Consider the following 21,325-nt stretch of genomic DNA (forward strand, 5'->3'; position numbering starts at 1 on the left):
GCTGTCGAGGATGTGGGCAGCCGCGCGGCGCTCGATGAAGTGCGGAAGCGCTTCGACGATGAGCATGAACTGATGTTTGGTCACAAGGCCTCCGGCGAATCCGTGGAGATCATCTCCTACCGCGTCAAGGCGGTCGGGCTCGTGCCGCCTGTGAATGCCAAGCAATACCAGCCTCAGGGCGGCACGGCTGATGATGCCCTCCTCGGCCGCCGGCGGGTACGGATGGATGGTCGCGATATCGAATGCGCCGTCTATCAGCGCGAGCGTCTCGATGTCGGCATCACCTTCGACGGGCCTGCGGTGATCGAGCAATTCGATTGCACGACCGTGGTGATGCCGGAGCAGACGGTCCGCGTTGATCAATTCAAGAATCTGGTAGTTATGGGAGCCAAGAATGCTGCAGCGTGATCTTTCAGCAAAACCGACGGCAATCGAGCTGGAGGTGATCCGGGCAAGCCTTGGCGGCATCGTTTTGGAAATGCAGAACTCACTGTTCCGCACAGGCTTTTCCACGATCATCCGCGAATCCCAGGATGCCTCTTGCGCACTGCTCGACGCCAATGCCGCCGTCATTGCCCAGCACGTTGTGCTGCCCTTGCATCTCGGCGCCTTTCCCGCCTGCACCGCAGCCGTGCTGCGCGCCTTCGGCGACGACATTGCGCCGGGCGATGCCTTCCTCATCAACGACCCCTATGAGGGAGGCAGTCCGCATGCACCTGATATGGCCGTCATCACGCCGATTTTCTTCGAGGGCACGCTCTCGGGCTTCTGCGCCAGCATCGCGCATAAGGGCGATATCGGCGGTCCGGTGCCGGGTAGTTGCTCGGGCCAGGCGCGCGAAGTCTTCAACGAAGGTCTCCAACTGCCGCCGGTGCGTTATCAGCGCAATTTCCAACCTTGGGGAGACATCGAGCGCATCATCGCCGCTAACAGCCGCACGCCGGCCTTGGTGCTCGGCGATATCCGCGGTCAGCTCGGTTCGGCGCGCCTTGGCGAGCGCCGGATGGAGGCGCTGTTTGGCAAGTTCGGCCTCGACAAATGCCTGGCCGCCTTCGACGAGCTCGGCCATATCGCCGAGCGTCGCATGCGGGCGGTGATCGAGACCTGGAAGGACGGTACCTTCGAAGCCGAGCGCTTCGTCGATGACGACGGCATCGAGCTTGCGAAACCGGTCCGCATCCATGTGCGCGTCGAAAAGACCGGTGACGCGATGCATTTTGATTTCAGCGGTTCGGCGGACCAGACGCGCGGGCCGGCCAATATCCGTCCGCCGCTTCTGCAGGCGGCCTGCGCCTATGCTTTGATCTCGCTGGTCGACCCGAACATCTTCATCACCAGCGGCATCCTGAAGTCCTACGCGGTGACGGCTCGGCCGGGGAGCGTCGTCGACCCGCGCTATCCCGCACCCGTCAACACCTATAACCCGACGGTACACGCGGTCGTCGATGCGATCTTCGCGGCCCTTGGCCATGTCGTGCCGGAGCGCTCGCGGGCGGATGGCTGCGGCAGCCGCTCGATCATCCTCGGCGGGCGCAGCACCAATACCGGCAAGGGCTACGTGCAATACGAGATCGTCGGCGGCGGCGCCGGGGCAAGGGCAAGCCGCGACGGTGCGTCGGGAACGACGGTCAACCAGAGCAATGCCAAGATCGCACCCGTCGAGATCATCGAGAGCGAATTCCCGACCCGGCTCATCGCCTTCGAACTAATCAAGGATTCCGGCGGCGCCGGCAAGTTCCGGGGAGGCCTCGGCATCCGGCGGAAATACCTGAACCTGGCTGATGCGCGCTTCTCGATCCGTTCGACCAAGCACGTCATCCCGGCTGAAGGTTATTCCGACGGATTGCCGGGGCGCACGGGGGATATCCAGGTCAATCCGGACCGCGAGGACCGGAAGCGGTTGCCGACGCGCTGCGCCGACTACCCGCTGATGGCCGGCGATGTCTTCGAACTGGAGACGCCCGGCGGCGGCGGCTACGGCGACCCGCTGACGCGCGATGCCGGCATGGTGCTTGCCGATGTCCGCGAAGGCTACGTCTCGCTGGAGAGAGCGCGTGAATTCTACAGCGTCGCCATAGTCGTCGGCAGCGAAGGGTTTGCCATCGACGAGAAGGCGACGGCAACACTCAGAGCCTTGAATGAAAAACGGGCCGCTTCGGCCTGATTGGGAGGAATGACAGAGATGGATGTGAATGCAACCAAGAACCCCACGGCCGGCGTTATCGGCCTCGGCGCCATGGGCTATCAGATGGCCCGGCATCTGAAGGAAAAGAACTTCTCGATCACCGGCTATGATGTCTCTGCCGACGCGGTGAAGAAATCGACCGACATCGGCATCACGGTCGGCAGTGATATCGCCGCCGTCGGCAGCCGCTCGGATGTCGTCATCGTCATGGTGCAGACCGACAAGCAGGTGGTCGACGTCATTGGCCCCGGCGGTCTCCTGGCCTCGATGACGCCTGGATCCGTCATCTGCATCGCCAGCTCGATTGCCCCGGAAACCTGCCGTGAGCTCGAACGTCAGGCCGCGGAGCGCAACATCGGCGTGCTCGACACACCGGTCGTGCTTGGTCAGGAAGCGGCCGACAACGGCACGCTCACCGTCTTCGTCGGCGGCGAGGCGAAGTGGCTGGACAAGGCCCGGCCGGTACTTTCCGCCTTCGGCCGCAACATCCTGCATATCGGCCCGAGTGGCACTGGCCAGATCGCCAAGACGGCCAACAACATGCTGCTCTGGGCCTGCATCTGCGCCAATTACGAGGCCCTCAGCCTCGCCCGCGCGCTAGGGGCCGATGTTCCGACGCTGGTTGCGGCCTTGAGCCATTCCAGCGGTGCCAATTGGTCGCTGTCACGTTGGGGCAAGAGCACTGGCAAATGGGCGGAGAAGGATCTGGATGTCGCCCTCGACCTCGCCCAGTCGGCCAAGCTGCCGCTGCCGCTGAACGGTCTTGTCGACCAGCTCATGAAAACGATGAACCGCGAGAAGATGCAGAGCCTGCTCGCATGAGCATGGATCAAGGAGGATGAGAGTTGGAAAAGAAGCTTGAAGGTCAGGTTGCCATTGTTACCGGTGCCGGCCGCAATATCGGCGAGGCGACGGTGAAGCTGCTGGCGGCCAGCGGCGCTTCCGTGGCGCTTGTCGACGTCAACAGCGATCTCGCATCTGGCGTTGCGAGGGCAATCCGCGAAGAAGGTGGCGCGGCGGAAGTCTTCACGGCCAATATTGCCCTGGAAGCCGATGTCACGAAACTCGTGGCCGACGTGACCGCCCACTTCGGCAAGGTCGATATCCTGGTGAACAATGTCGCCATCAGCGACAACAAGCATATTCTCGACGTCACCAAGGAGGAATGGGATCGGGTGATCGCGGTGACGCTGACCGGCACCTTCCTGATGTCGAAATATGTCGCGACCCAGATGGTCGCCCAGGGACATGGCGGAGCGATCGTCAACATCGGCTCGACTTCCGGCTTCTACGGCCGCCCTCGCGCGATCGCCTATACAGCGGCGAAGGCGGGCGTCGCCAATCTCAGCCGCTCGCTTGCCGTCCAGCTCGCCAAGCACAAGATCCGCGTCAACTGCGTGGTGCCGAACAAGATCGGCTCGCCGGTCGGCAAGGACACCTTCGATCCGACGCGCCCGGTCGTGAACCTGCGCGATCGGCCCGGCGTGCCGGAGGATCTGGCCCGTGCCATCCTGTTCCTGGTTTCACCGGATTCCGACTTCATCGACGGCACGACGCTCTTCGTCGACGGCGGTGTTTCGGCCTTGATGCCGGGTTCGGAGTAAAAAAGTCGAGGCGCCCGCGCATGATGTGCGGGCGCTTATGTGAGGCGGGCCGCAGAGGAGCGGTCCGCCGATCACAAGACATGCCATCGCAGAACTATCGATGCCGCCGGCCTGGGCCGTGCGAGTGGCTTCGGCCAGGGAGAGACACGTTGTTCGCATAAAAAGGGAGAGAGATATGCGACAGAATATTCATCGCGCTTTACGCAGATCCGTGCTTGGCTTCGCCGCTGCGGCGATTGCCGCCGTCGGCCTGGCAGCCACGGCATCCGCGCAATCGGCCTCGGTCGACGCCATTGCCAAATATGATGGGGCGGACCGCCTCGAAAAACTTGCGGCGGGGGCCAAAAAGGAAGGCGCGCTCACCGTCTATACCTCCTTCACGGTCGATGACATGAAGGCCGTCACCGATGCCTTTACCGCCAAATACGGCATTCCTGTCGAGGTATGGCGCGGCTCGTCCGAAGACGTCCTGCAGCGCGGCCTCACTGAGATCAAGGCCGGCCGCTACAGCGTCGATGTCTTCGAAAACAGCGGCCGCGAGCTGGAGGCGCTGGCCCGCGAAGGCGTGCTGGAGCCGATCAATTCGCCGACCCTGCCGGAGATCCTGCCCGATGCCGTTCCTGCGCATCATATGTGGGTCGGCTCACGTATGAACCTCGTCGTCGGCGTCTATAACACCAACCTGGTGCAGAAGAGCCAGCTGCCGAAATCCTGGGACGGCTTCCTCGACCCGCAATGGAAGGGCAAGCTGGCCATCGAATACGAGGATTACGATTGGTTCTCCGCCATTGCCCAGGAATTTCCGACGGAAGAGCAGGGCATCAATTTCTTCAAGAAGCTTATGGCCACCAACGGCGTTTCGGTGCGCAAGGGTCATACGCTGCTCACCAATCTCACTGCGTCCGGCGAAGTTCCGCTCGCCTTTACCGTCTTCGACTTCACTGCCAAGCAGGTAAAGAATGACGGCGCGCCGCTTGATCTCTTTACCATCGGAGCGATCCCGGCGCGGCTCAACGGTGTTGCTGTCTCGAAATATGCGCCGCATCCCAATGCCGCCATCCTGTTCCACGAATACATGATCAGCGAGGGACAGCAGGTGCTTGCCAAGCGCAATGTGACGACGACGAATATCAAGCGCGTTCCGCTGCCGGCCGACACGAAGATCAAGATCATCAGCCCCGCCTTCCTGCTCGACCAGGGCAAGAAATGGAGCGATCTCTACGAGCAGATCGTCACCGCCGAGCGCTGAGCTTGCGAGGCGGGAGGGCCGCGGCACCTCCCGCCTCATTCTATCGCGTACCGAAAAGCAGTGTCTTGATCGTCACCGGCACCATGAAGGATGGCAGCCGGACACGACCGACATCGACAAAATCGAAGTCGCTTGCTTCGATGCCGTCAAGCACCATCACTTCGCTCGCAACTTGCAGTTCCTCCTTGAGGATGGCGCCGAGGCTGCGGGCGATATCGCCTGAAACGAGGATATAAAGCGGCACGTTTCGCGAAATCTGGGCTGCCAAGCCAAAGGTAATCCCTTCTGCCAATGCTCTCAGCCGAGGATAGGCGGGCATCCCACCGAACCCGAGTGAGATTGCGATGGGGCGGGATGGATCGATATCGAAGGCGGCGACATGCCCTTCGATCGAGGTACCAATCTCGGACGCGACAAGCGTATCGGCTTCGAGGTTGATAAGCGGGCGGAAGACTTGGAGGTTGCGGCGGGGCAGGAGCGTTGCCGGCGACGAGATGAAAATCGTGTCGCCGCTCAGCCTGACGCTGTGCTCGGAAGCGCCAAGCACGGTTGCGCGGATGCATTCACCGGGCGGAAGCAGAGGATAGGGCAAGAGCCCCGTATGGATGCGCTCGCGCAGTGTGGTCCCGAGTGTGCGGCCGAGATCGCTGAAATCGCGTTTCTCCCTGTCGTACACATATTCCCCAACTCCACCGGCAAACATGACACCATCGACGGCAGCCTGCTGCAAAGGCGCAGTCAGCAAGGTTTGCTGGAGCGTTTCCGACATGCGCCCGGTGATGGCGTCGAGGATCGTATCTGCCATCGTCGACGCGACGGCGCGACGCGCGGCGGGATCGATCAAGCTGCCGACCTCCCAATCAAAACCGGCGCGACGGGCGTAGGCAGCGCCGGCCGCATCGAGGCGGCGGATGCGGTTTTCTTTGTCGATGACGGCAAGGCGTCCGCCGGCAGCAAGCGCGGCTGTTTCGATGATGCATCCGTTTTCCACGACCGCGAGCTTCGTGGTAGCGCCGCCGATATCGACCAGGAGGATGCGCCGCCCGCCCTCCTGCCGCGAGCACTCGACCGCGCCGGAACCATGGGCGGAGAGCCTTACCTCCATATGATCACCGGCCGCCGCGCAGACCAGTTCGCCGACCGTTTCGGAGACGAGGTCGGCGATCGCATCGGCGTTGCGCCGCAAGGCCGCCTCGCCGGTCAGAATGACAACGCCCGTCTCGATATCGTCTGGTGTTAGTTCCGCAGCCTCGAATGCATTGCCGAGGATGGCGAAGAGCCGGCTCTCGTCGATCAAGCCGTTTTCGTCGAACGGCGTCGGCGCGATGGGGGAGAGGAAAAGCGTCTCGCGCCGATAACCCGGGCTATCCGTACCGGTGTACGCCATCGACAGCCTGGAGAAGGCGACCTGCGTGCTCGAAGAGCCGATATCGATGCCGGCGCTCAGGAACGTCACCGGCTTCAGGATGTCGGACTCTTCGGGAAAGTCGTGATCATGGTCGTGGTCGACCATACCGGAACCATGATCGTGGTCGTAATCGGCACCGAGGGCGTGGTCGTTGATCGAGTGAGGTCTGTCCGCCACGAGCAATACTCCGTCATCGGCGCCGAGGATGATCGCTCAGCGCCGGTTACCCCGGACGTAGTCCCTGATGATCTCATCGGTCAAGACGACACGCGGATCATATTCCGGCGCATCATCGAGCTGGTCGAGCGTATTGAGACCGATCTGCTTGAAGATGCGGTTGGTTGCCGCGATCAGTCGGGCAGGACGATCCGGATCGAGGTTGAAATGCTGATGGATGGTGTTCGGCGGGATGTAGATCACATCGCCCGCTTCCCATTCATAACGCTTCTTTTCCTCCTGCGGCACCCATTCGAAGGCATCCACGACCTCGACGTCGCAGTCCTGATGGATATCGTAGCCCTTGCCCTCGATGACATAGATGCACTCCTCGGCGAGGTGCCGATGCCGGCCGGAGCGGGAGCCCGGCGGAATGATCTGCATATAGGCGTCAACGGTCTCCATGCGGGTATTCATGTTCTCGTTGATCAGGTGCTTCAAAAGCCCCTGGCGGGACATTTCCCATGGCAGTTCGCCCGGCTTCAGGATTTTCTTGCGGCGGGAATTGCGCGAGGGCGCGTCCTGCGCATCGTCGAGCAAACGCTGATAGAGGCGCTCATTGGCTGCGCCGTTCAGCCATACGGAGGTTTCATCCCAAGCCATATCAATAGCCTCCCTTCGGATGGTTCAGATCTTCTTCCGCTTCGCGTACCTCGAAGCCAAAACTTTCCTCGGTGTCGTCGACGGAGCGGTCGATAACCGTCTTCTGGAAGAGCATGTTGAGGAACATGTACATCGGCTTGGTCTTGATCACGATAGCGCGCGCCGGCCGTTCCTTGCTGGCATTGAAGTGCTGGTGGACGCAGTTGTTGTGAACGATGACGACGTCGCCGGCTTCCCAGTCGTAACGAACGCCGTCATGGATTTCGTAGCCGGTGCCGTCGAGAATGTAGAAGGCGGCCTCGTTGACATGCGCATGCTTCTGCGAGGCGGCGCCGGGCGCGTATTCTTCCAAGTGTAGGTGGAAGGTCTGGGTGATGCCGTCCTTCGGTTCGACATAGTGGCGAGTGAAGGCCTGCGGCCCGTCGACGAAGGCCGTTTCTTTCGCCTTCTTGACACGCGGGACCGAGCGTAAACGATCCAGCTCTTCCTTCAGGTTGTAGGCGCCTTGGATAGGACGAACGAAGACGCGGTCTTTCTTTGATTGATAGAGCCCCGCGATCTTCTCATCGCGGGTCAGGTGTTTGGAATTGTGGGAGATTCCGGGTGTCTCCTCCCGGTCTTTTTTCTGGTCCATATGATCCAGGTCCTTTCTGCTTTCGGAATTGTGAATTGTCGGTCACCGCTTCAGCCTGGCAGCATATCGGCCAGCACAGGGGCTCAAGGCACCTCCTATTGCCCCGAAGACAGCGACTGCTTGATGAGCGCGACGGTTTCGGGCGATTGGGCGAGCGCCGATTTGATCGCAGTGGCGACATCCTCGCCGATCATCGCATCGACCGGCAAGCCGAGGCCGTCGGCCTTGGCGATGAGCTCCGGATCGGTAATCGCTCTGCGGTAGGCCTCGCGAAGAGTAGCCAGCCGCTCGTCCGGCATGCCGGCGGGGCCGGCGGTCAGGCGGGCGATGGTGCCTTGAGAGGCGATCAGCGCGATCACTTGTCTCGCCTCGGCGGTGGAGGCGAAATCGGCCATCTGGGGCAGCGTCTTGTCGCTGCCGCCGATCTGAGCCAGGAACTTGCCGTTACCCTCGCTGACGAACTGCTCGTAGCTTGAGCGGAAGGCGACGACGCCCTGGATTTCGCCGCGGATCATGCCGAGCTGAGCCTCGTTGCCGTTATAGCCGCTGATGATCTTGACCGGCAGGCCGACGGCCTGTTGCAGCATGATGGTTTCGACATAGGAGCCGCTGCCGACCCCATCGGCGGCGAATTTGATCTCGCCTTTCCCAGCCATCAGTTCCTCGATGCTGTCGATGCCGGATTTGGTGGAGACGACCACGACGCGAGGATCGGACGCCGCCTTGCCGATCCAGCTCATGTTGCCCAGATCGAAACGGACGCCGGAAACGCCGGCGAGCTGGCTGTAGATGAGGCCGGTGTTGAACGTCCCGAAGGTCAATCCGTTCGGCTTCGAGGCGGCGATGAAATTGGTGCCGAGGACATGGCCGGCGCCGGGCATGTTGCGGACGACAAAGGTGGAGCCGGGCAGATATTTTTGCATGTATTGCGCCACAAGCCGCCCATAGGTGTCGAAGCCACCGCCCGGACCGATGGTGACGATATAGTTGACGGTTTTGCCGTCGAAGAATTCCGCCCCCTCCTGCGCGGCGACAGGCGCCGCCAGAAGGACGAGGGCGACGCCCGCGGCGGCGAGCCTATCAACGATGAGATTCATGTTTTCCTCCTCCAAAATCGATCAATCTATGAAGTCCTACGCCGCAGCCCTCCCAGCTGAGACGGGGCTTCCGCGGACCCGGGCAAAACCCAATCTACTCTAAGCGAATAGTCCCTCCGCCAACCCTTTCCGAAGACGGGCAGACGCTTGCTGCGGCCCGGGTTCATCCGGGCAGCATTTCGGCGAGAAGTCGGCCATAGCCGCGCACGGGCTGGCGGATTGAAAGCCGATGCTGGATTTCCCAGCAGCGCGCCGGCACGGGATGCAGCACCGGCACGCCAAGATCCTGTTCGAGCATGTCGATGATCGGGAGGACCCGCCAACCGGAGCCAAGCAGATAGATACCCTCGGCTTTTCCCTTATGGGGTAGGAAGATGCGTTTGATATGGGCGTAGACCGTCTCCGGCGAGAGTGCCCCAACCTCGGTGAACGGCACGTCGATGCCCTCCATCGCCAGCACGTCGAAACCGGCATCAGTGAAGTAGCGCGCAAAGACCTCGTTGATCTTGCCGCCGAAATAGGAGGCGCCGACGAATCGCTTGATGCCGAGCGCGTTCAGCGCCCGGATATGATTGGTCCCGGAGGTAAAGATCTGCGTGTTGTAGGTCTTCTCCCAGCCGGCGATCAGCTCCGCCTCTCCCTTGTGCCCGAGCAGCATAAAGGGAGGCGCGCCTTCCGGATGGATCAGGTCGACCTTCTCTTCCACCAGCCGGGCGATCAGCGGCTCGTAGCCCTGCACGGCGCGGTCGAGTTCGTCCTTCGCCCCTTTCTTAATGTCGAGAAACAGGGGAATGACACCGATCCCGTCGGGCAGGATCCGGATAAGCTCCTCGAGTGAGCCGGGACGCATCGTTGGTTTGATGCATCCGATCGTACCGCGCCAGCTGCTGAAACTCATGCTTTTCTCCAATATGCCTTAAAATTACGCGGCCGGGAAATCCGGCGAGAAAGGCGGCGGCATGTCTGCCGCCGCAATTGTCGGGCCAGGGGGGCAGCCTCTCACTGGCTCTTGGATAGCGATTGCTTGATCAGCGCCACCGTATCCGGCGACTGGTTGAGCGCCGCCTTGATGGCATCGCTGACATCGTCGCCAACCATGGCATCGACGGGAAGGCCCATTTTGTTTGCCTTGGCAACGAATTCCGGATCGGCGACAGCCTTTTTGTAGGCATCGCGGAGCGCGGCCAACCGATCTTCCGGAATGCCTTCCGGCCCGACGGTCAGCCGCGCAATCGTGCCCTGGGAGGCAATCAGCGCAATCACCTGTTTGGCCTGTTCGGATGTGGTGAGATCGGCAAGCTGCGGCAGATCCTTGCTGGAGCCGCCGATCTGAGCGATGAACTTGCCGCGGCCCTCCTTCACAAAGTCTTCGTAGCTGGAACGGAAGGCGACGACGCCCTGGATCTCGCCGCGCATCATGGCGAGCTCGTCCTCGTTGCCATTATAACCGCTGACGATATCCACCGGCAGCCCGGCTGCTTGCGCCAGCATCAGCGTCTCCACATAGGAACCGCTGCCGACGCCGGCGGCTGCGAACTTCACCTTGCTGCTGCCCGTCATGAAGCTCTTGATATCAGTGATACCCGAATCTTTGGAAACGATGATTGCGCGCGGATCGGAAGCGGCCTTGCCGATCCAGGACATCTTGCCGAGGTCGAAGCGGGCGCCGCTGACGCCGGCGAGCTGGCTGTAGACGAGACCAGTATTGAAGGTACCGATCGTCAGGCCGTCCGGCTTCGAGCCGGCGATATAGTTGGCGCCGAGCATATGCCCTGCGCCCGGCATGTTCTGGACGACGAAGGTGGTGCCCGGTAAGTATTTCTGCATGTATTCGGCCACGAGACGGCCATAGCTGTCGAAGCCGCCGCCGGGGCCGGTCGCGACAATATAATTGACAGTTTTGCCGTCGAAAAAATCCGCGCCGGAATCGGCAAGCGCCGGTGAAAAGGCAGCAGTGATCAGCAGGCCAGCCGCCGCCGGCCCCAATATGGCTCTAAACATGATGTTCCTCCTCTAGCCCCAGTCTCCCTGGGCATGAGGCAATTGTCACAAGGTCAGAGGTGCGTGTCTAATAGTGATAAGCGTGGCAAGGTATAAGTTTTATGCAATGGCCAAAGAGGTGACTTGGTGACAGGTCATATTGTTTCGCCTCTCGAAATAGACATCGCTTGCGCCCGCACTAACTTTCGCAGGCTTCGGTTCGAAGGACGCGACTAGACCTGATCGCTACGGCGAAAAAATTATGTCTTGCATTGCTGAACGATCTTGGACAGCCGTTCAGCATCTCTATAGGCTTTTGTCATCGAGGCCTTCATGGACAGGCAGGAACGGCGGCGCTGAAAATGGCAGGCGCGATTGTCCGCGCTTTCACTCGAAACTTAATAAGGCCGGGAATGCGTTTTGGAGGAGGCGCAGTGAGGCGGTCGTTCGATAGATGCGGTGGCCTTTGAGATAAGCGCTTTGCGGCCCGATGGGGCCGCGGGCCGCAATTTAAAGAATCGATTGTCGCGAGCAACGGCCGCAAAGGCCGTGTGTGCCGGCGTTTGTGTCGGTTTCGGCGATGGAAAGGGAGGTGGCATGACGAGTGAGACGAAAAGCCATACGCTGGACGACCATCGTTACGAGGATTCATTCAGTCATGAGCACGGGCCGGATTCCGATCACGACCATGACGATTTAGGCCCGATCGGAGCGCTCGAAGACAATCCGATCTGGCTGCAGGACAACGTCTTTCTGAAAAGTGTGGGGATCGATATCGGGTCCTCCGGCACGCAAGTTATTTTCTCGGCCATTCACCTGCGCCGCAGCGGCGAGGATCTTACCAGCCGCTATATCATCGTCGCGCGCGACACGCTTTTCCAGTCGACCGTGCAGTTCACGCCCTATGAAAACGAAACACTGATCGACGCGCGGGCGCTCGGCGAGATCATCGACCAAGCCTATGCAGCCGCCGGTCTCTCGCCGGATGAGATCGATACGGGTGCGGTGATCCTGACCGGCGAGGCTCTGCGCCGCGAGAACGCCGGCGCCATCGCTGCGGTTCTCGCCTCCAAGGGCGGACAGTTCGTCTGCGCCACGGCCGGTCATCACATGGAGTCGATGCTCGCAGCGTATGGTTCGGGCGCTGCCCGCCGATCCTATGACGACCAGACGCGCCTCCTTAATGTCGATATCGGCGGCGGCACGGCAAAACTCGGCCTGATCGAGCACGGTAAGGTCGTTGCCACGGCGGCCGTCCATGTCGGCGGACGCCTCATCGTCGTCGACGAGAACAATCGCATCGTCCGGCTGGATCCTGCGGGCCGCCATCACGCGCGCCAGGCGGGCTTCGACTGGAGCGAGGGCGACACCGTTTCATCCTCCGATCTCGATCATGTCGCCGCCGTCATGGCCGATACCTTGCTCTCGGCGATTGCCGATCCGCAGCCTCAGGTGTCGGTCATGCATCTCTTCCTGACCGAACGCTTGCCGGTGCTTGGCAAGATCGACGGCCTGATCTTCTCGGGCGGCGTCGGCGAATATCTCTACGGGCGGGAAGAGCGCGACTTCGGCGATCTCGGCCGCCGGCTCGGAAGAGCCTTGCGCGCGAGGCTCGATCAAGGTGCCTTGCCCTGGCCTCTGCTCGATGGCGGCGAGTGCATCCGTGCCACGGCGCTGGGCGCATCGGAATACAGTGTGCAGCTGAGCGGCAGCACGTCCTTCATTTCCGATCCCGGCAGGCTGCTGCCGCGCCGCAATCTTCAGGTGCTGCGCCCGCCCGTCGATCTCTCGGGCGAAATCGATGCGCAGGCCGTTGCCGCGGCAATTGCACGCCACCTGCAGCTTTTCGACATAGACAGCAGCGGTGTCGAGTTTGCGCTGGCCTTTGAATGGGCCGGCGAACCTGAATATGGCCGCATCCGGGCGCTAGCAGAAGCACTGAAGTCGGCCGTTATCGGTCGACCCATCCTTGTCATGCTCGACGGGGATGTCGCGATGACGTTGGGTTCGATCCTCAAGGAAGAGCTCGCTGTGACGGAGGATGTTCTCGTCCTCGATGGACTGTCGCTGCACGATTTCGATTTCCTTGACCTCGGGCGTGTCCGGCTGCCGTCGCGAACGGTCCCGGTGACTGTAAAGTCCCTGGTTTTCAGCGAGGCGGAAGCGACGGTCGACCGGCCGCAGCGCATTCATCACCGCGAATGGAGTGAAAGAGGCTCCGCCGCCGGCGGGCATCGTCACCACCATGACCACCATCATCATCATGGTCATGATCACGACCATGGTCACCACCATCACCATCATGGCGGCGAGGCACATTCGCATGGCGTCGCCACGGAAAAAAGCGGTCTACGTCAACGGTAAGCCGCAGCCGGAGGCGGGTTCCACTAGGCAGAAATAATCGGGAGGATATGAATGACGATCGAACAGGAGTATGCGGGGCAGTCGGCTTCGCTGAGAACTCCACGCTTCGATGCCAAATGGATTGTCATCGGTATTGTCGTGGCGGCCGTTGCCTGGCTGGCGCTCGTGCCGCTTGTTTTTCTGGTCTGGCAGAGCTTCTTGACGCCTGGCACCGCCGCGTCGCCTGCCGTTGCGACCTTCGGCAATTATATCGAGGCCTATACCAATCCCGAGACTTTCAGCCTCTTCGTCAACTCGGTCGTCTTCGCTTTCGGCACTGCCTCTCTCGCGCTCGTCGTGGGCGGCTTTCTGGCCTGGCTGAATGAGCGGACCAACACGCCGTTCAAAATGCTCTTCTACGCGGCGGCGATTGTGCCGCTCGTTATCCCAGGCATCCTCTTCACGGTCGCCTGGATCATGCTGGCGAGCCCGAAGATCGGCATCTTCAACCTGCTCGCGCGCAACATTTTTGGCATTCAGGACCCGATTTTCGACATCTACACCATGGGAGGAATGATCTGGGTCGACGGCCTGCACTACTCCCCGGTCGCATTCCTGCTGATGTCGGCCGCCTTCCGCGCCATGGATCCGTCGCTGGAAGAGTCGGCGATGATGAGCGGGGCCTCCATCCCGCAGATTGCGATGCGGATCACCTTCAAGCTGGCCTGGCCGGCAGTTCTGGGCTCGTTCCTGATCCTGTTCGTCCGCTCGCTTGAATCCTTCGAAGTGCCTGCGCTTCTAGGATTGCCTGTCGGTATCCAGGTCTTCACCTCGTCGATCTACAAGGCGATCCACGAATACCCGAGCAATGTCGGCCTCGCTTCTGCCTATGCCATCACGCTGCTGGCGATCGCCTCCTTCGGCATCTATTTCCAGTCCCGGCTGGTTGCCCGCGGCAGCCGCTATTCGACGGTGACGGGCAAGGGCTTTCGCCCGCGGCCGATGGATCTCGGCGCCTGGCGCGTTCCGGCCGCCATCGTCCTGGTCTTCTACACCCTGCTGGTCGTCGTGCTGCCGTTCCTCGTGCTGCTGTGGTCGTCGCTGCAGAAATACTACAGCGTGCCGAGCTATGCGGCGCTGAAGAACATTTCCTTCGCCGCCTATATCAAGATGATCAATTACCCGACGGTCGACCGCGCCGTCATCAACAGCCTCATCCTGTCGCTCGGATCGGCGGCGCTGGTCATGCTGATGACCTCGGTGATCTGCTGGATCGTCGTGCGCACCAAGCTGCCCGGCCGCTGGCTGCTCGACAATCTCGCCTCGCTGCCGATGGTCTTCCCCGGCCTCGTCCTCGGCCTGTCGGTGATGATCTGCTACCTCTACCTCGACATCGGCATCTACGGCACGCTCTGGATCATGCTGATCGCCTACGTCACGCGCTTCATGCCCTATGGCATGCGCTACAACATGACCTCGATGCTGCAGATCCATAAGGAGCTCGAGGAATCCGCGGCGATGAGCGGAGCCGGTTGGCTCACCACCTTCTGGCGCATCCTGCTGCCACTCCTGAAACCCGGCCTGCTCGCCGGCTGGATCTACGTGGTCGTGGTTTCCGTCCGCGAACTGTCCAGTTCCGTGCTTCTCTACAGCTCCGGTTCGGAAGTTGTCTCGATCGTGATCTGGGAGCTCTGGCAGAACGGCCAATATGTCGAACTCTCGGCCTTCGGCGTCATGCTGATCGCCGCACTCTTTGTAATCGTCATCATCGCACAGCTCGTCGGCCGCCGTTTCGGCGTCAGCGAGAGCTGAGCCATTTCATTTACCTAACGCATTGAAAGGAAGGCCCAATGGCGAAAGACGCACTCGTTTCGGAAGATTTGGCGAAGAAGTTCGCGACCGAGAAGGAAACGCCTTACACACGCTGGATTCGGGACGAGGGGCTGGACATCATCCCCGCCCTTTACGTGCGCAATCTGAGGACCGTGCCTCTGAAGCCCTGGGCGCGGCGCGGCGGCAATGCCGTGTTCGTCAACCACGACGCCTCCCGCACGTCCAATGACAGCTATGTCATGGAAATTCCCGCGGGCGGGAAGCTTGCGCCGCATCGCCAGCTCTACGAGGAAATGGTCCTCGTGCTCGAGGGGCGCGGCTCGACGACGGTCTGGAACGACGCCGGCCAGAGGATCACCTTCGAGTGGCAGGCCGGATCGCTCTTCGCCATCCCGCTCAATACCTGGCACCAGCATTTCAACGGATCCGGCCAGCAGCCGGCGCGTTACATCGGCGTCACCAACGCGCCGCCGATCATCAATCTCTACGAAGATCTCGATTTCGTTTTCAATAGCAAGCACGACTTCCCGAACCGTTTTGCCGGCGAGCCCGATTACTTCAGCAACAAGGGCGAGCAGAAGGGTCTTCTGCTTCAGACCAATTTCGTCGCGGATGCGGTCAGCCTGCCTTTGATCAGTGCCAAGGAGCGCGGTGCGGGCGGCGGCCATATCCGCTTCAACATGGCGAAGGGCTCGATGAACAGCCATATTTCGCAGTTCCCGGTCGGCACCTACAAGAAGGGACATGCCCACGGGCCGGGCGCCTACGTCATCATCCTCAGCGGCGAAGGCTATTCGCTGATGTGGCCGGAAGGCGAGGAGCCCAAGCGCTACGACTGGGAAGTCGGGACGTTGATCGTGCCGCCGAACATGTGGTTCCATCAGCACTTCAACACCGGCACGACGCCCGCCCGCTACCTCGCCTTCAAGCATGAGGTCGTCTCGATCCGAAATGCGCAGGGTGTGCCGAAAGCCTGGATCAGCCGGCGCCTCGGGGGCGACCAGATCGACTATGCCGACGAGAGCGCGATCGTGCGAACGACATTCGCCGACGCGCTGGCCAAGAACGGCCTGACCCCCCGCATGGATGCCGCCTACGAGGCGGAACTTGCGGACCTGCCGTCGAAATAGACAGCCAAAAACATCAGAGAGCCGGCTGCTGTCCCGGCCACAATGGAGGAGGAAAGAAATGAGCATGGATTCAACCCGGAGCAAGGGCGGCCGGTCCGCCTGGCTCCACTGCCTTGGAATGGCCGCCGTAGCGGCCGGCTCGCTGCTCGCCGCGGCGCCGTCCTTTGCCCAGTCGACCATTGCCGATCTCGCCAAGTATGAAGGGGCGGATCGTATGGAGAAACTGGTTGCCGGCGCCAAGCAGGAAGGTACGCTTACGGTCTACACTTCCGCACCAGTCGACGACATGACCGCGCTGACGGATGCTTTCACCGCAAAATACGGTATCAAGGTCGAGATATGGCGCGGCAGCTCTGAAGACGTGCTTCAGCGCGGCGTGACCGAAACCAAGGCCGGCCGCTACACCGCCGACGTTTTCGAGACGAACGGGCCGGAGCTCGAAGCGCTGACGCGCGAAAACGTCCTGCAGCCCATTTCTTCGCCGACCTTCAAGCAGATGCTGCCGGAGGCCGTGTCACCACATCACGGTTGGGTCGGCACGCGCCTGAACGTGATTACGTCAGCCTTCAACACCAACCTCGTCGACGCTGCTTCCGCGCCGAAGAAGTGGACCGATTTCCTCGATCCGCAGTGGAAGGGCAAGCTCGGCGTCGAGGCCTCGGATTCCGACTGGATGGCGGCCGTCATCAAACGGTTTCCCTCCGAGCAGGAAGGGATCGACTTCTTCCGCAAGCTCAGCGAGACGAACGGTCTTTCCGTCCGTTCCGGCCATACGCTGCTGACCAATCTCGTCGCATCGGGCGAAGTGCCGCTGTCGATGACGGTCTACCAATACAAGGCCGAGCAGTTGAAGCAGGACGGCGCGCCGGTGGATTCCTTCGGCATATCGCCCATTCCGTCCCGCGTGAACGGCATCGGCATTTCGAGCCATGCAACTCATCCGAATGCGGCCCTGCTTTTCTATGAGTTCGAATTGACCGATGCGCAAGCGATCCTCGCCAAGCGAGGTTTCACGCCCACGAACGTTGCGCTTTTCCCGCTGCCTGAAGGTGTCCGCCTGGATGTGATCGATTCCAAGATCGTGCTCGACGAAGGCAAGAAGTGGCAGGACCTCTTCGATCAGATCGTTCTTCAGAAGAAGTGAAGACTCGCTCCCGCAGCGGATCGCCGCTGCGGGAGATCAATTGCTTTTGGCCGGACATCCCGATCGGCGGGTGTGGATGTCGTCTCTGCAATCCCGCAATGAGGAGAAAACCGTCATGCTTTCCGTCAGGGAGCTTTACACCGAATATCCCGACAAGAAGGGGAACGTCGTCAAGGCCGCACAGGATGTCGGCTTCGAGATCCCGGAGGGCAAGCTCTTCACGCTGCTTGGACCGAGCGGCTGCGGAAAGACTACGACGCTGCGGTCGATCGCCGGTCTCGAACGGCCGAAGACGGGAATAATCTCTGTCAACAATACGGTGGTCTTCTCCTCCAGCAGCAACGTCTTCGTTGCGCCGAACCAGCGCAATTTCGGCATGGTGTTCCAGAGCTACGCCATCTGGCCGCATATGAGTGTTTTCGAGAATGCGGCCTTTCCTCTCCGCGTCAGCCGCAAGCGTTTCACGAAGCAGGAGATCGAGGACAAGGTGAATCGCGTCCTCTCGGTCGTGGCGCTCGAAAATTTCGCAGAGCGCGAGGCAACCAAGCTCTCCGGCGGCCAGCAGCAACGACTGGCACTGGCGCGGGCGCTGGTCATGGAGCCGAAGCTGCTCTTGCTCGACGAGCCGCTTTCCAACCTCGATGCGAAGCTGCGCGAGAAGATGCGGTACGAGCTCAAGCGCCTGCAGCGCGAGCTGAACATAACGACGATCTACGTCACCCACGACCAGCAGGAGGCGCTCGCGCTTTCCCATCAGATCGCATTGATGCAGAACGGCCGGATCGTCCAGCTGGGAACGCCGCGGGATATCTACGAAAAGCCCGCCTCCCGTTTCGTGGCCGATTTCGTCGGCACGACGAGCTTCCTGCAGGCGACGGTCAAAAGCCGCGACACGCGCAGCAACGAATGGGTGATCGACAGCGAAATCGGTACGATCCGGATGGCCGGCAATGAGGGCCTGCAGCCCGGCGACAAGATCACGGTATCGATCCGCCCCGAAAACGTCCGCCTTCTCGAAACCGCGGACAACAGCGTCCCCTCGGACCGTCTGCTCGAGGGCACCGTGAGCACCAAGCTGTTCCTCGGCGAGTTCATCGACTTCCAGATCGATCTGGGCGGCACCCTGCTGCTCGCCCGCGCCCATCCTTCGCTGCGCACGCCGATCGGAGACCGGATCTTCGTCGATATCCATCCTGAGCACTGCACGCTGATCCACAACTGATCGCGGCCTCGGCCATTCGTGGGGTCGATGACCTGTTTGGAGACGGTCAATCACGACAAACCCGCCTGCAATGGAGTGAAGGCGGGTTCAAAGAAGAAAGAAGAGGAGAACAGAATGAAATTGCAGAGGCGTCTTTTCATGCTTGCGACCGCGTCTTCGCTGCTGGCCGCAAGTTTCGCCATACCATCACAGGCCGACGACTCGCTGCTGACGTCGACAGCCCCCGACCGCGAGGCGAAGCTGGAGGCGGCCGCCAAGGCCGAAGGCGAGCTGACGCTCTATACGTCGATTGCCCAGAACGACCTCGAGCCGCTGATCAAGCCGTTCGAGGACAAATACGGCATCAAGGTCACCACTTGGCGCGCGAGCGGCGACGACGTTCTTCAGCGCGTCGTGCAGGAGCAGAAGGCGGGGCGCGCAACCGTCGACAGCATCCACATCAGCGCGCCTGAGATGGAGGCGCTTCACCGGGAAGGCCTCCTACAGAAGACGGAATCGCCATATTACGCCGATCTGCTCAAGGGCGCGGTGCCGGAGCACAAGGAGTGGGTCAGCACGCTGCTTTCCGTATGGGTTCAGGCCTACAACACGGACCAGGTGAAGAAGGAGGATCTGCCCAAAACCTATGCGGATCTGCTCGACCCCAAATGGAAGGGTAAGCTCGGCTTCGAAGCCGAGGACATCGACTGGTTCACGTCGGTCGTCGAGACGATGGGCGAGGACAAGGGGCTGCAGTACTTCCGCGATCTGGTGAAGACCAATGGCCTTTCCGTTCGCAAGGGACATTCGTTGCTGAACAATCTGGTTGTCGCGGGCGAAGTGCCGCTCGGTCTGACGCTCTACAACTACATGCCGGTACAGGCAAAGAGCAATGGCGCGCCGATCGACTGGTTTGCACTGGAGCCGGCAATTGCCCGCGCCAACGGGATCGGTGTCGTCAAGACCGCTCCCCATCCCAACGCGGCCGCGCTCTTTTCCGATTACATGATCAGCCAGGGTCAACCGATCCTGACCTCGCTCAACTATATTCCGACGTCGACCAAGGTGAAATCACCGCTCGAATCCATCGAGCTGAAGATCGCCGATCCGGCGGACAAGCTCGACAACGCCTCCAAGTGGGAGCCGCTCTACGACAAGATTGTGCTGCAAGGAAATCCGGGCTGACACCGTATAGTGCAGAGCAAAATGGCCCGGCCATTCCGATGGCCGGGCCATTTTTATGAGGCAATGCTGCGTGACTTGAGGGTCGAAAATAGCGCTACCGTGATCATGGTCGCGAAGGCACCTAAAGCATGATCCGCGATCGCGTGATTTTTGCGTGTCGCAGATCATGCCCTTGCATCACGGATGTCCGGGAATATGCCCAGCAGGCTGACGTGTGCCCCTCAGATATTCGCGCACGATGTCGTCGGTCAGCGTGACCTTCGGATCGAATTCCGGCGCGTCCTCCAGCTGATCGAGGGTGTTCAGCCCGATCTGCTTGAAGATACGGTTCGTTGCGGAGATCAATCGCACCGGGCGATCCGGCTGCAGGTTGAAGTGCTGATGGATCGTGTTTGGGGGAATGTAGATGACGTCACCCGCCTCCCACTCGAAGCGCTTGGTTTCCTTCTGGGGAACCCACTCGAAGGAATCGGTAATTTCGACATCGCAGTCCTGATGGATGTCGTAGCCGCGGCCCTCGAGAACATAGACGCATTCCTCGGCGAGATGCCGATGCTTGCCCGAGCGGGAGCCGGGCGGAATGATCTGCATATAGGCATCGACGGTTTCCATGCGGGTGTTCATGTTCTCGTTGATGAGATGCTTGAGCAGACCCTGCCGGGACATTTCCCAGGGCATTTCCTTTGGCTTGACGATCTTTTTCCGACGCGAGTTGCGGGAAGGAGCGTCCTGGGCCTCATCGAGAAGCCGCTGGTACAGCCGCTCGTTGCCGGCGCCGTTCAGCCAGACCGAAGTTTCATCCCACGCCAAATCAGTATCCTCCCTTCGGATGGTTCAGGTCGTCTTCGAGTTCGCGGACCTCGAAACCGGCGCTCTCAGGCGTATCCTCGACCTGGCGGGCGACCACCTGTTTCTGGAACAGCATGTTGAGGAAGAGATACATGGGCTTGGTCTTGATGACCAAGGCGCGGGCAGGCTTCTCCTTGCTGGCGTTGAAATGCTGATGGACGCAGTTGTTGTGGACGATGACGACGTCGCCTGCTTCCCAGTCATAGCGTACGCCGTCATGGATTTCATAGCCGGTGCCGTCGAGAATATAGAAAGCCGCTTCGTTGACGTGCCCGTGCTTCTGGGATGCGGCGCCCGGCGCATACTCTTCCAGATGCAGATGGAAGGTCTGGGTGATGCCGTCCTTGGGTTCGACATAGTGGCGGCTGAACGCCTGCGGCCCGTCGACGAAACCGGTCTCCTTGGCCTTCTTGACGCGCGGGACCGAGCGCAAACGATCCAGCTCTTCCTTCAGGTTGTAGGCGCCCTGGATGGGGCGAACAAAGACGCGGTCCTTTTTCGAGTGATAAAGGCCGGCAATCTTCTCTTCATTGCTCAGATTCTTGGAATTATGATTGATGCCCGGCGTTTCCGGCGACGTTTCCTGGGTTTTCATATCCTCATTGTCTCTTGATTGGCCTGGGGAAATCTTCACACGCTCACCTAGTGCTGTCTAAGATGGATA

Annotated in this window: 18 protein-coding genes and 1 pseudogene; 11 read left to right on the top strand and 8 right to left on the bottom strand. The window is 60.8% G+C overall.

What is annotated here, in order from left to right:
* From ACPYOJ_RS18625 to ACPYOJ_RS18645, 5 genes and pseudogenes are all read left to right on the top strand, one after another.
* Positions 1-408, top strand: a pseudogene (locus ACPYOJ_RS18625) (hypothetical protein); the annotation flags it as partial.
* Positions 395-2,164 (top strand): hydantoinase B/oxoprolinase family protein, encoded by a 1,770-nt coding sequence (locus tag ACPYOJ_RS18630; RefSeq protein WP_481417579.1) that lies wholly within the window; start codon positions 395-397, stop codon positions 2,162-2,164. The pseudogene ACPYOJ_RS18625 and the gene ACPYOJ_RS18630, both read left to right, overlap by 14 nt.
* Before the next feature lie 18 nt (positions 2,165-2,182).
* Entirely contained in the window at positions 2,183-3,007 is an 825-nt protein-coding gene (locus tag ACPYOJ_RS18635; protein WP_481417580.1) for an NAD(P)-dependent oxidoreductase, read from the top strand.
* 23 nt (positions 3,008-3,030) lie between these two features.
* Entirely contained in the window at positions 3,031-3,789 is a 759-nt protein-coding gene (locus ACPYOJ_RS18640; RefSeq protein ID WP_205927367.1) for an SDR family NAD(P)-dependent oxidoreductase, read from the top strand.
* A gap of 175 nt (positions 3,790-3,964) precedes the next feature.
* Positions 3,965-5,038 carry an ABC transporter substrate-binding protein gene (locus tag ACPYOJ_RS18645; protein ID WP_481417581.1) on the top strand — a complete coding sequence of 358 codons (1,074 nt, stop codon included), beginning with the start codon at positions 3,965-3,967 and terminating at the stop codon, positions 5,036-5,038.
* Positions 5,039-5,078: 40 nt separating this feature from the next.
* Here ACPYOJ_RS18645 and ACPYOJ_RS18650 read toward each other — a convergent pair whose 3' ends face one another.
* The 6 genes from ACPYOJ_RS18650 to ACPYOJ_RS18675 form a co-directional block, all read right to left on the bottom strand.
* Complete coding sequence (locus ACPYOJ_RS18650) at positions 5,079-6,623, bottom strand: ethanolamine ammonia-lyase reactivating factor EutA (RefSeq protein WP_481417582.1); 1,545 nt, start codon at positions 6,621-6,623, stop codon at positions 5,079-5,081.
* Between the two features lie 36 nt (positions 6,624-6,659).
* A complete protein-coding gene (locus ACPYOJ_RS18655) occupies positions 6,660-7,265 on the bottom strand; it encodes a cupin domain-containing protein (RefSeq protein WP_168833029.1) in 606 nt (201 codons plus the stop codon).
* Position 7,266: 1 nt separating this feature from the next.
* Positions 7,267-7,899, bottom strand: coding sequence for a cupin domain-containing protein (locus ACPYOJ_RS18660; protein ID WP_168833028.1), 633 nt, complete (start codon positions 7,897-7,899; stop codon positions 7,267-7,269).
* Positions 7,900-7,994: 95 nt separating this feature from the next.
* Positions 7,995-8,996: a Bug family tripartite tricarboxylate transporter substrate binding protein gene (locus ACPYOJ_RS18665; RefSeq protein WP_481417583.1), complete on the bottom strand. Its 1,002-nt coding sequence runs from the start codon at positions 8,994-8,996 to the stop codon at positions 7,995-7,997.
* Positions 8,997-9,159: 163 nt separating this feature from the next.
* Positions 9,160-9,894, bottom strand: a complete 735-nt coding sequence (locus ACPYOJ_RS18670; RefSeq protein ID WP_481417584.1) for a maleate cis-trans isomerase family protein — start codon at positions 9,892-9,894, stop codon at positions 9,160-9,162.
* Positions 9,895-9,995: 101 nt separating this feature from the next.
* The gene (locus ACPYOJ_RS18675; protein ID WP_481417585.1) at positions 9,996-10,997 is read right to left on the bottom strand and encodes a Bug family tripartite tricarboxylate transporter substrate binding protein; all 1,002 of its coding nucleotides are present in this window, start codon (positions 10,995-10,997) and stop codon (positions 9,996-9,998) included.
* A gap of 576 nt (positions 10,998-11,573) precedes the next feature.
* On the opposite strand from ACPYOJ_RS18675, the gene ACPYOJ_RS18680 reads away from it, so the two are divergent.
* The 6 genes from ACPYOJ_RS18680 to ACPYOJ_RS18705 all read left to right on the top strand — a co-directional run bounded on the left by ACPYOJ_RS18680 (position 11,574) and on the right by ACPYOJ_RS18705 (position 19,812).
* Complete coding sequence (locus ACPYOJ_RS18680) at positions 11,574-13,340, top strand: ethanolamine ammonia-lyase reactivating factor EutA (RefSeq protein ID WP_481417586.1); 1,767 nt, start codon at positions 11,574-11,576, stop codon at positions 13,338-13,340.
* A gap of 51 nt (positions 13,341-13,391) precedes the next feature.
* Entirely contained in the window at positions 13,392-15,131 is a 1,740-nt protein-coding gene (locus tag ACPYOJ_RS18685) for an ABC transporter permease (RefSeq protein ID WP_481417587.1), read from the top strand.
* A gap of 38 nt (positions 15,132-15,169) precedes the next feature.
* Entirely contained in the window at positions 15,170-16,282 is a 1,113-nt protein-coding gene (locus tag ACPYOJ_RS18690; protein WP_481417588.1) for a cupin domain-containing protein, read from the top strand.
* A gap of 58 nt (positions 16,283-16,340) precedes the next feature.
* A complete protein-coding gene (locus tag ACPYOJ_RS18695) occupies positions 16,341-17,426 on the top strand; it encodes an ABC transporter substrate-binding protein (protein WP_246704606.1) in 1,086 nt (361 codons plus the stop codon).
* Positions 17,427-17,541: 115 nt separating this feature from the next.
* A complete protein-coding gene (locus ACPYOJ_RS18700; protein ID WP_481417589.1) occupies positions 17,542-18,648 on the top strand; it encodes an ABC transporter ATP-binding protein in 1,107 nt (368 codons plus the stop codon).
* A 114-nt stretch (positions 18,649-18,762) separates the two neighbouring features.
* Positions 18,763-19,812: an ABC transporter substrate-binding protein gene (locus ACPYOJ_RS18705; RefSeq protein WP_481417590.1), complete on the top strand. Its 1,050-nt coding sequence runs from the start codon at positions 18,763-18,765 to the stop codon at positions 19,810-19,812.
* Between the two features lie 177 nt (positions 19,813-19,989).
* Here ACPYOJ_RS18705 and ACPYOJ_RS18710 read toward each other — a convergent pair whose 3' ends face one another.
* Positions 19,990-20,622 (bottom strand): cupin domain-containing protein, encoded by a 633-nt coding sequence (locus ACPYOJ_RS18710; RefSeq protein ID WP_481417591.1) that lies wholly within the window; start codon positions 20,620-20,622, stop codon positions 19,990-19,992.
* A gap of 1 nt (position 20,623) precedes the next feature.
* The gene (locus ACPYOJ_RS18715) at positions 20,624-21,256 is read right to left on the bottom strand and encodes a cupin domain-containing protein (protein ID WP_481417592.1); all 633 of its coding nucleotides are present in this window, start codon (positions 21,254-21,256) and stop codon (positions 20,624-20,626) included.
* Positions 21,257-21,325: the final 69 nt, after the last annotated feature.

The organism is Rhizobium sp. SVR5-9E (assembly GCF_056755095.1).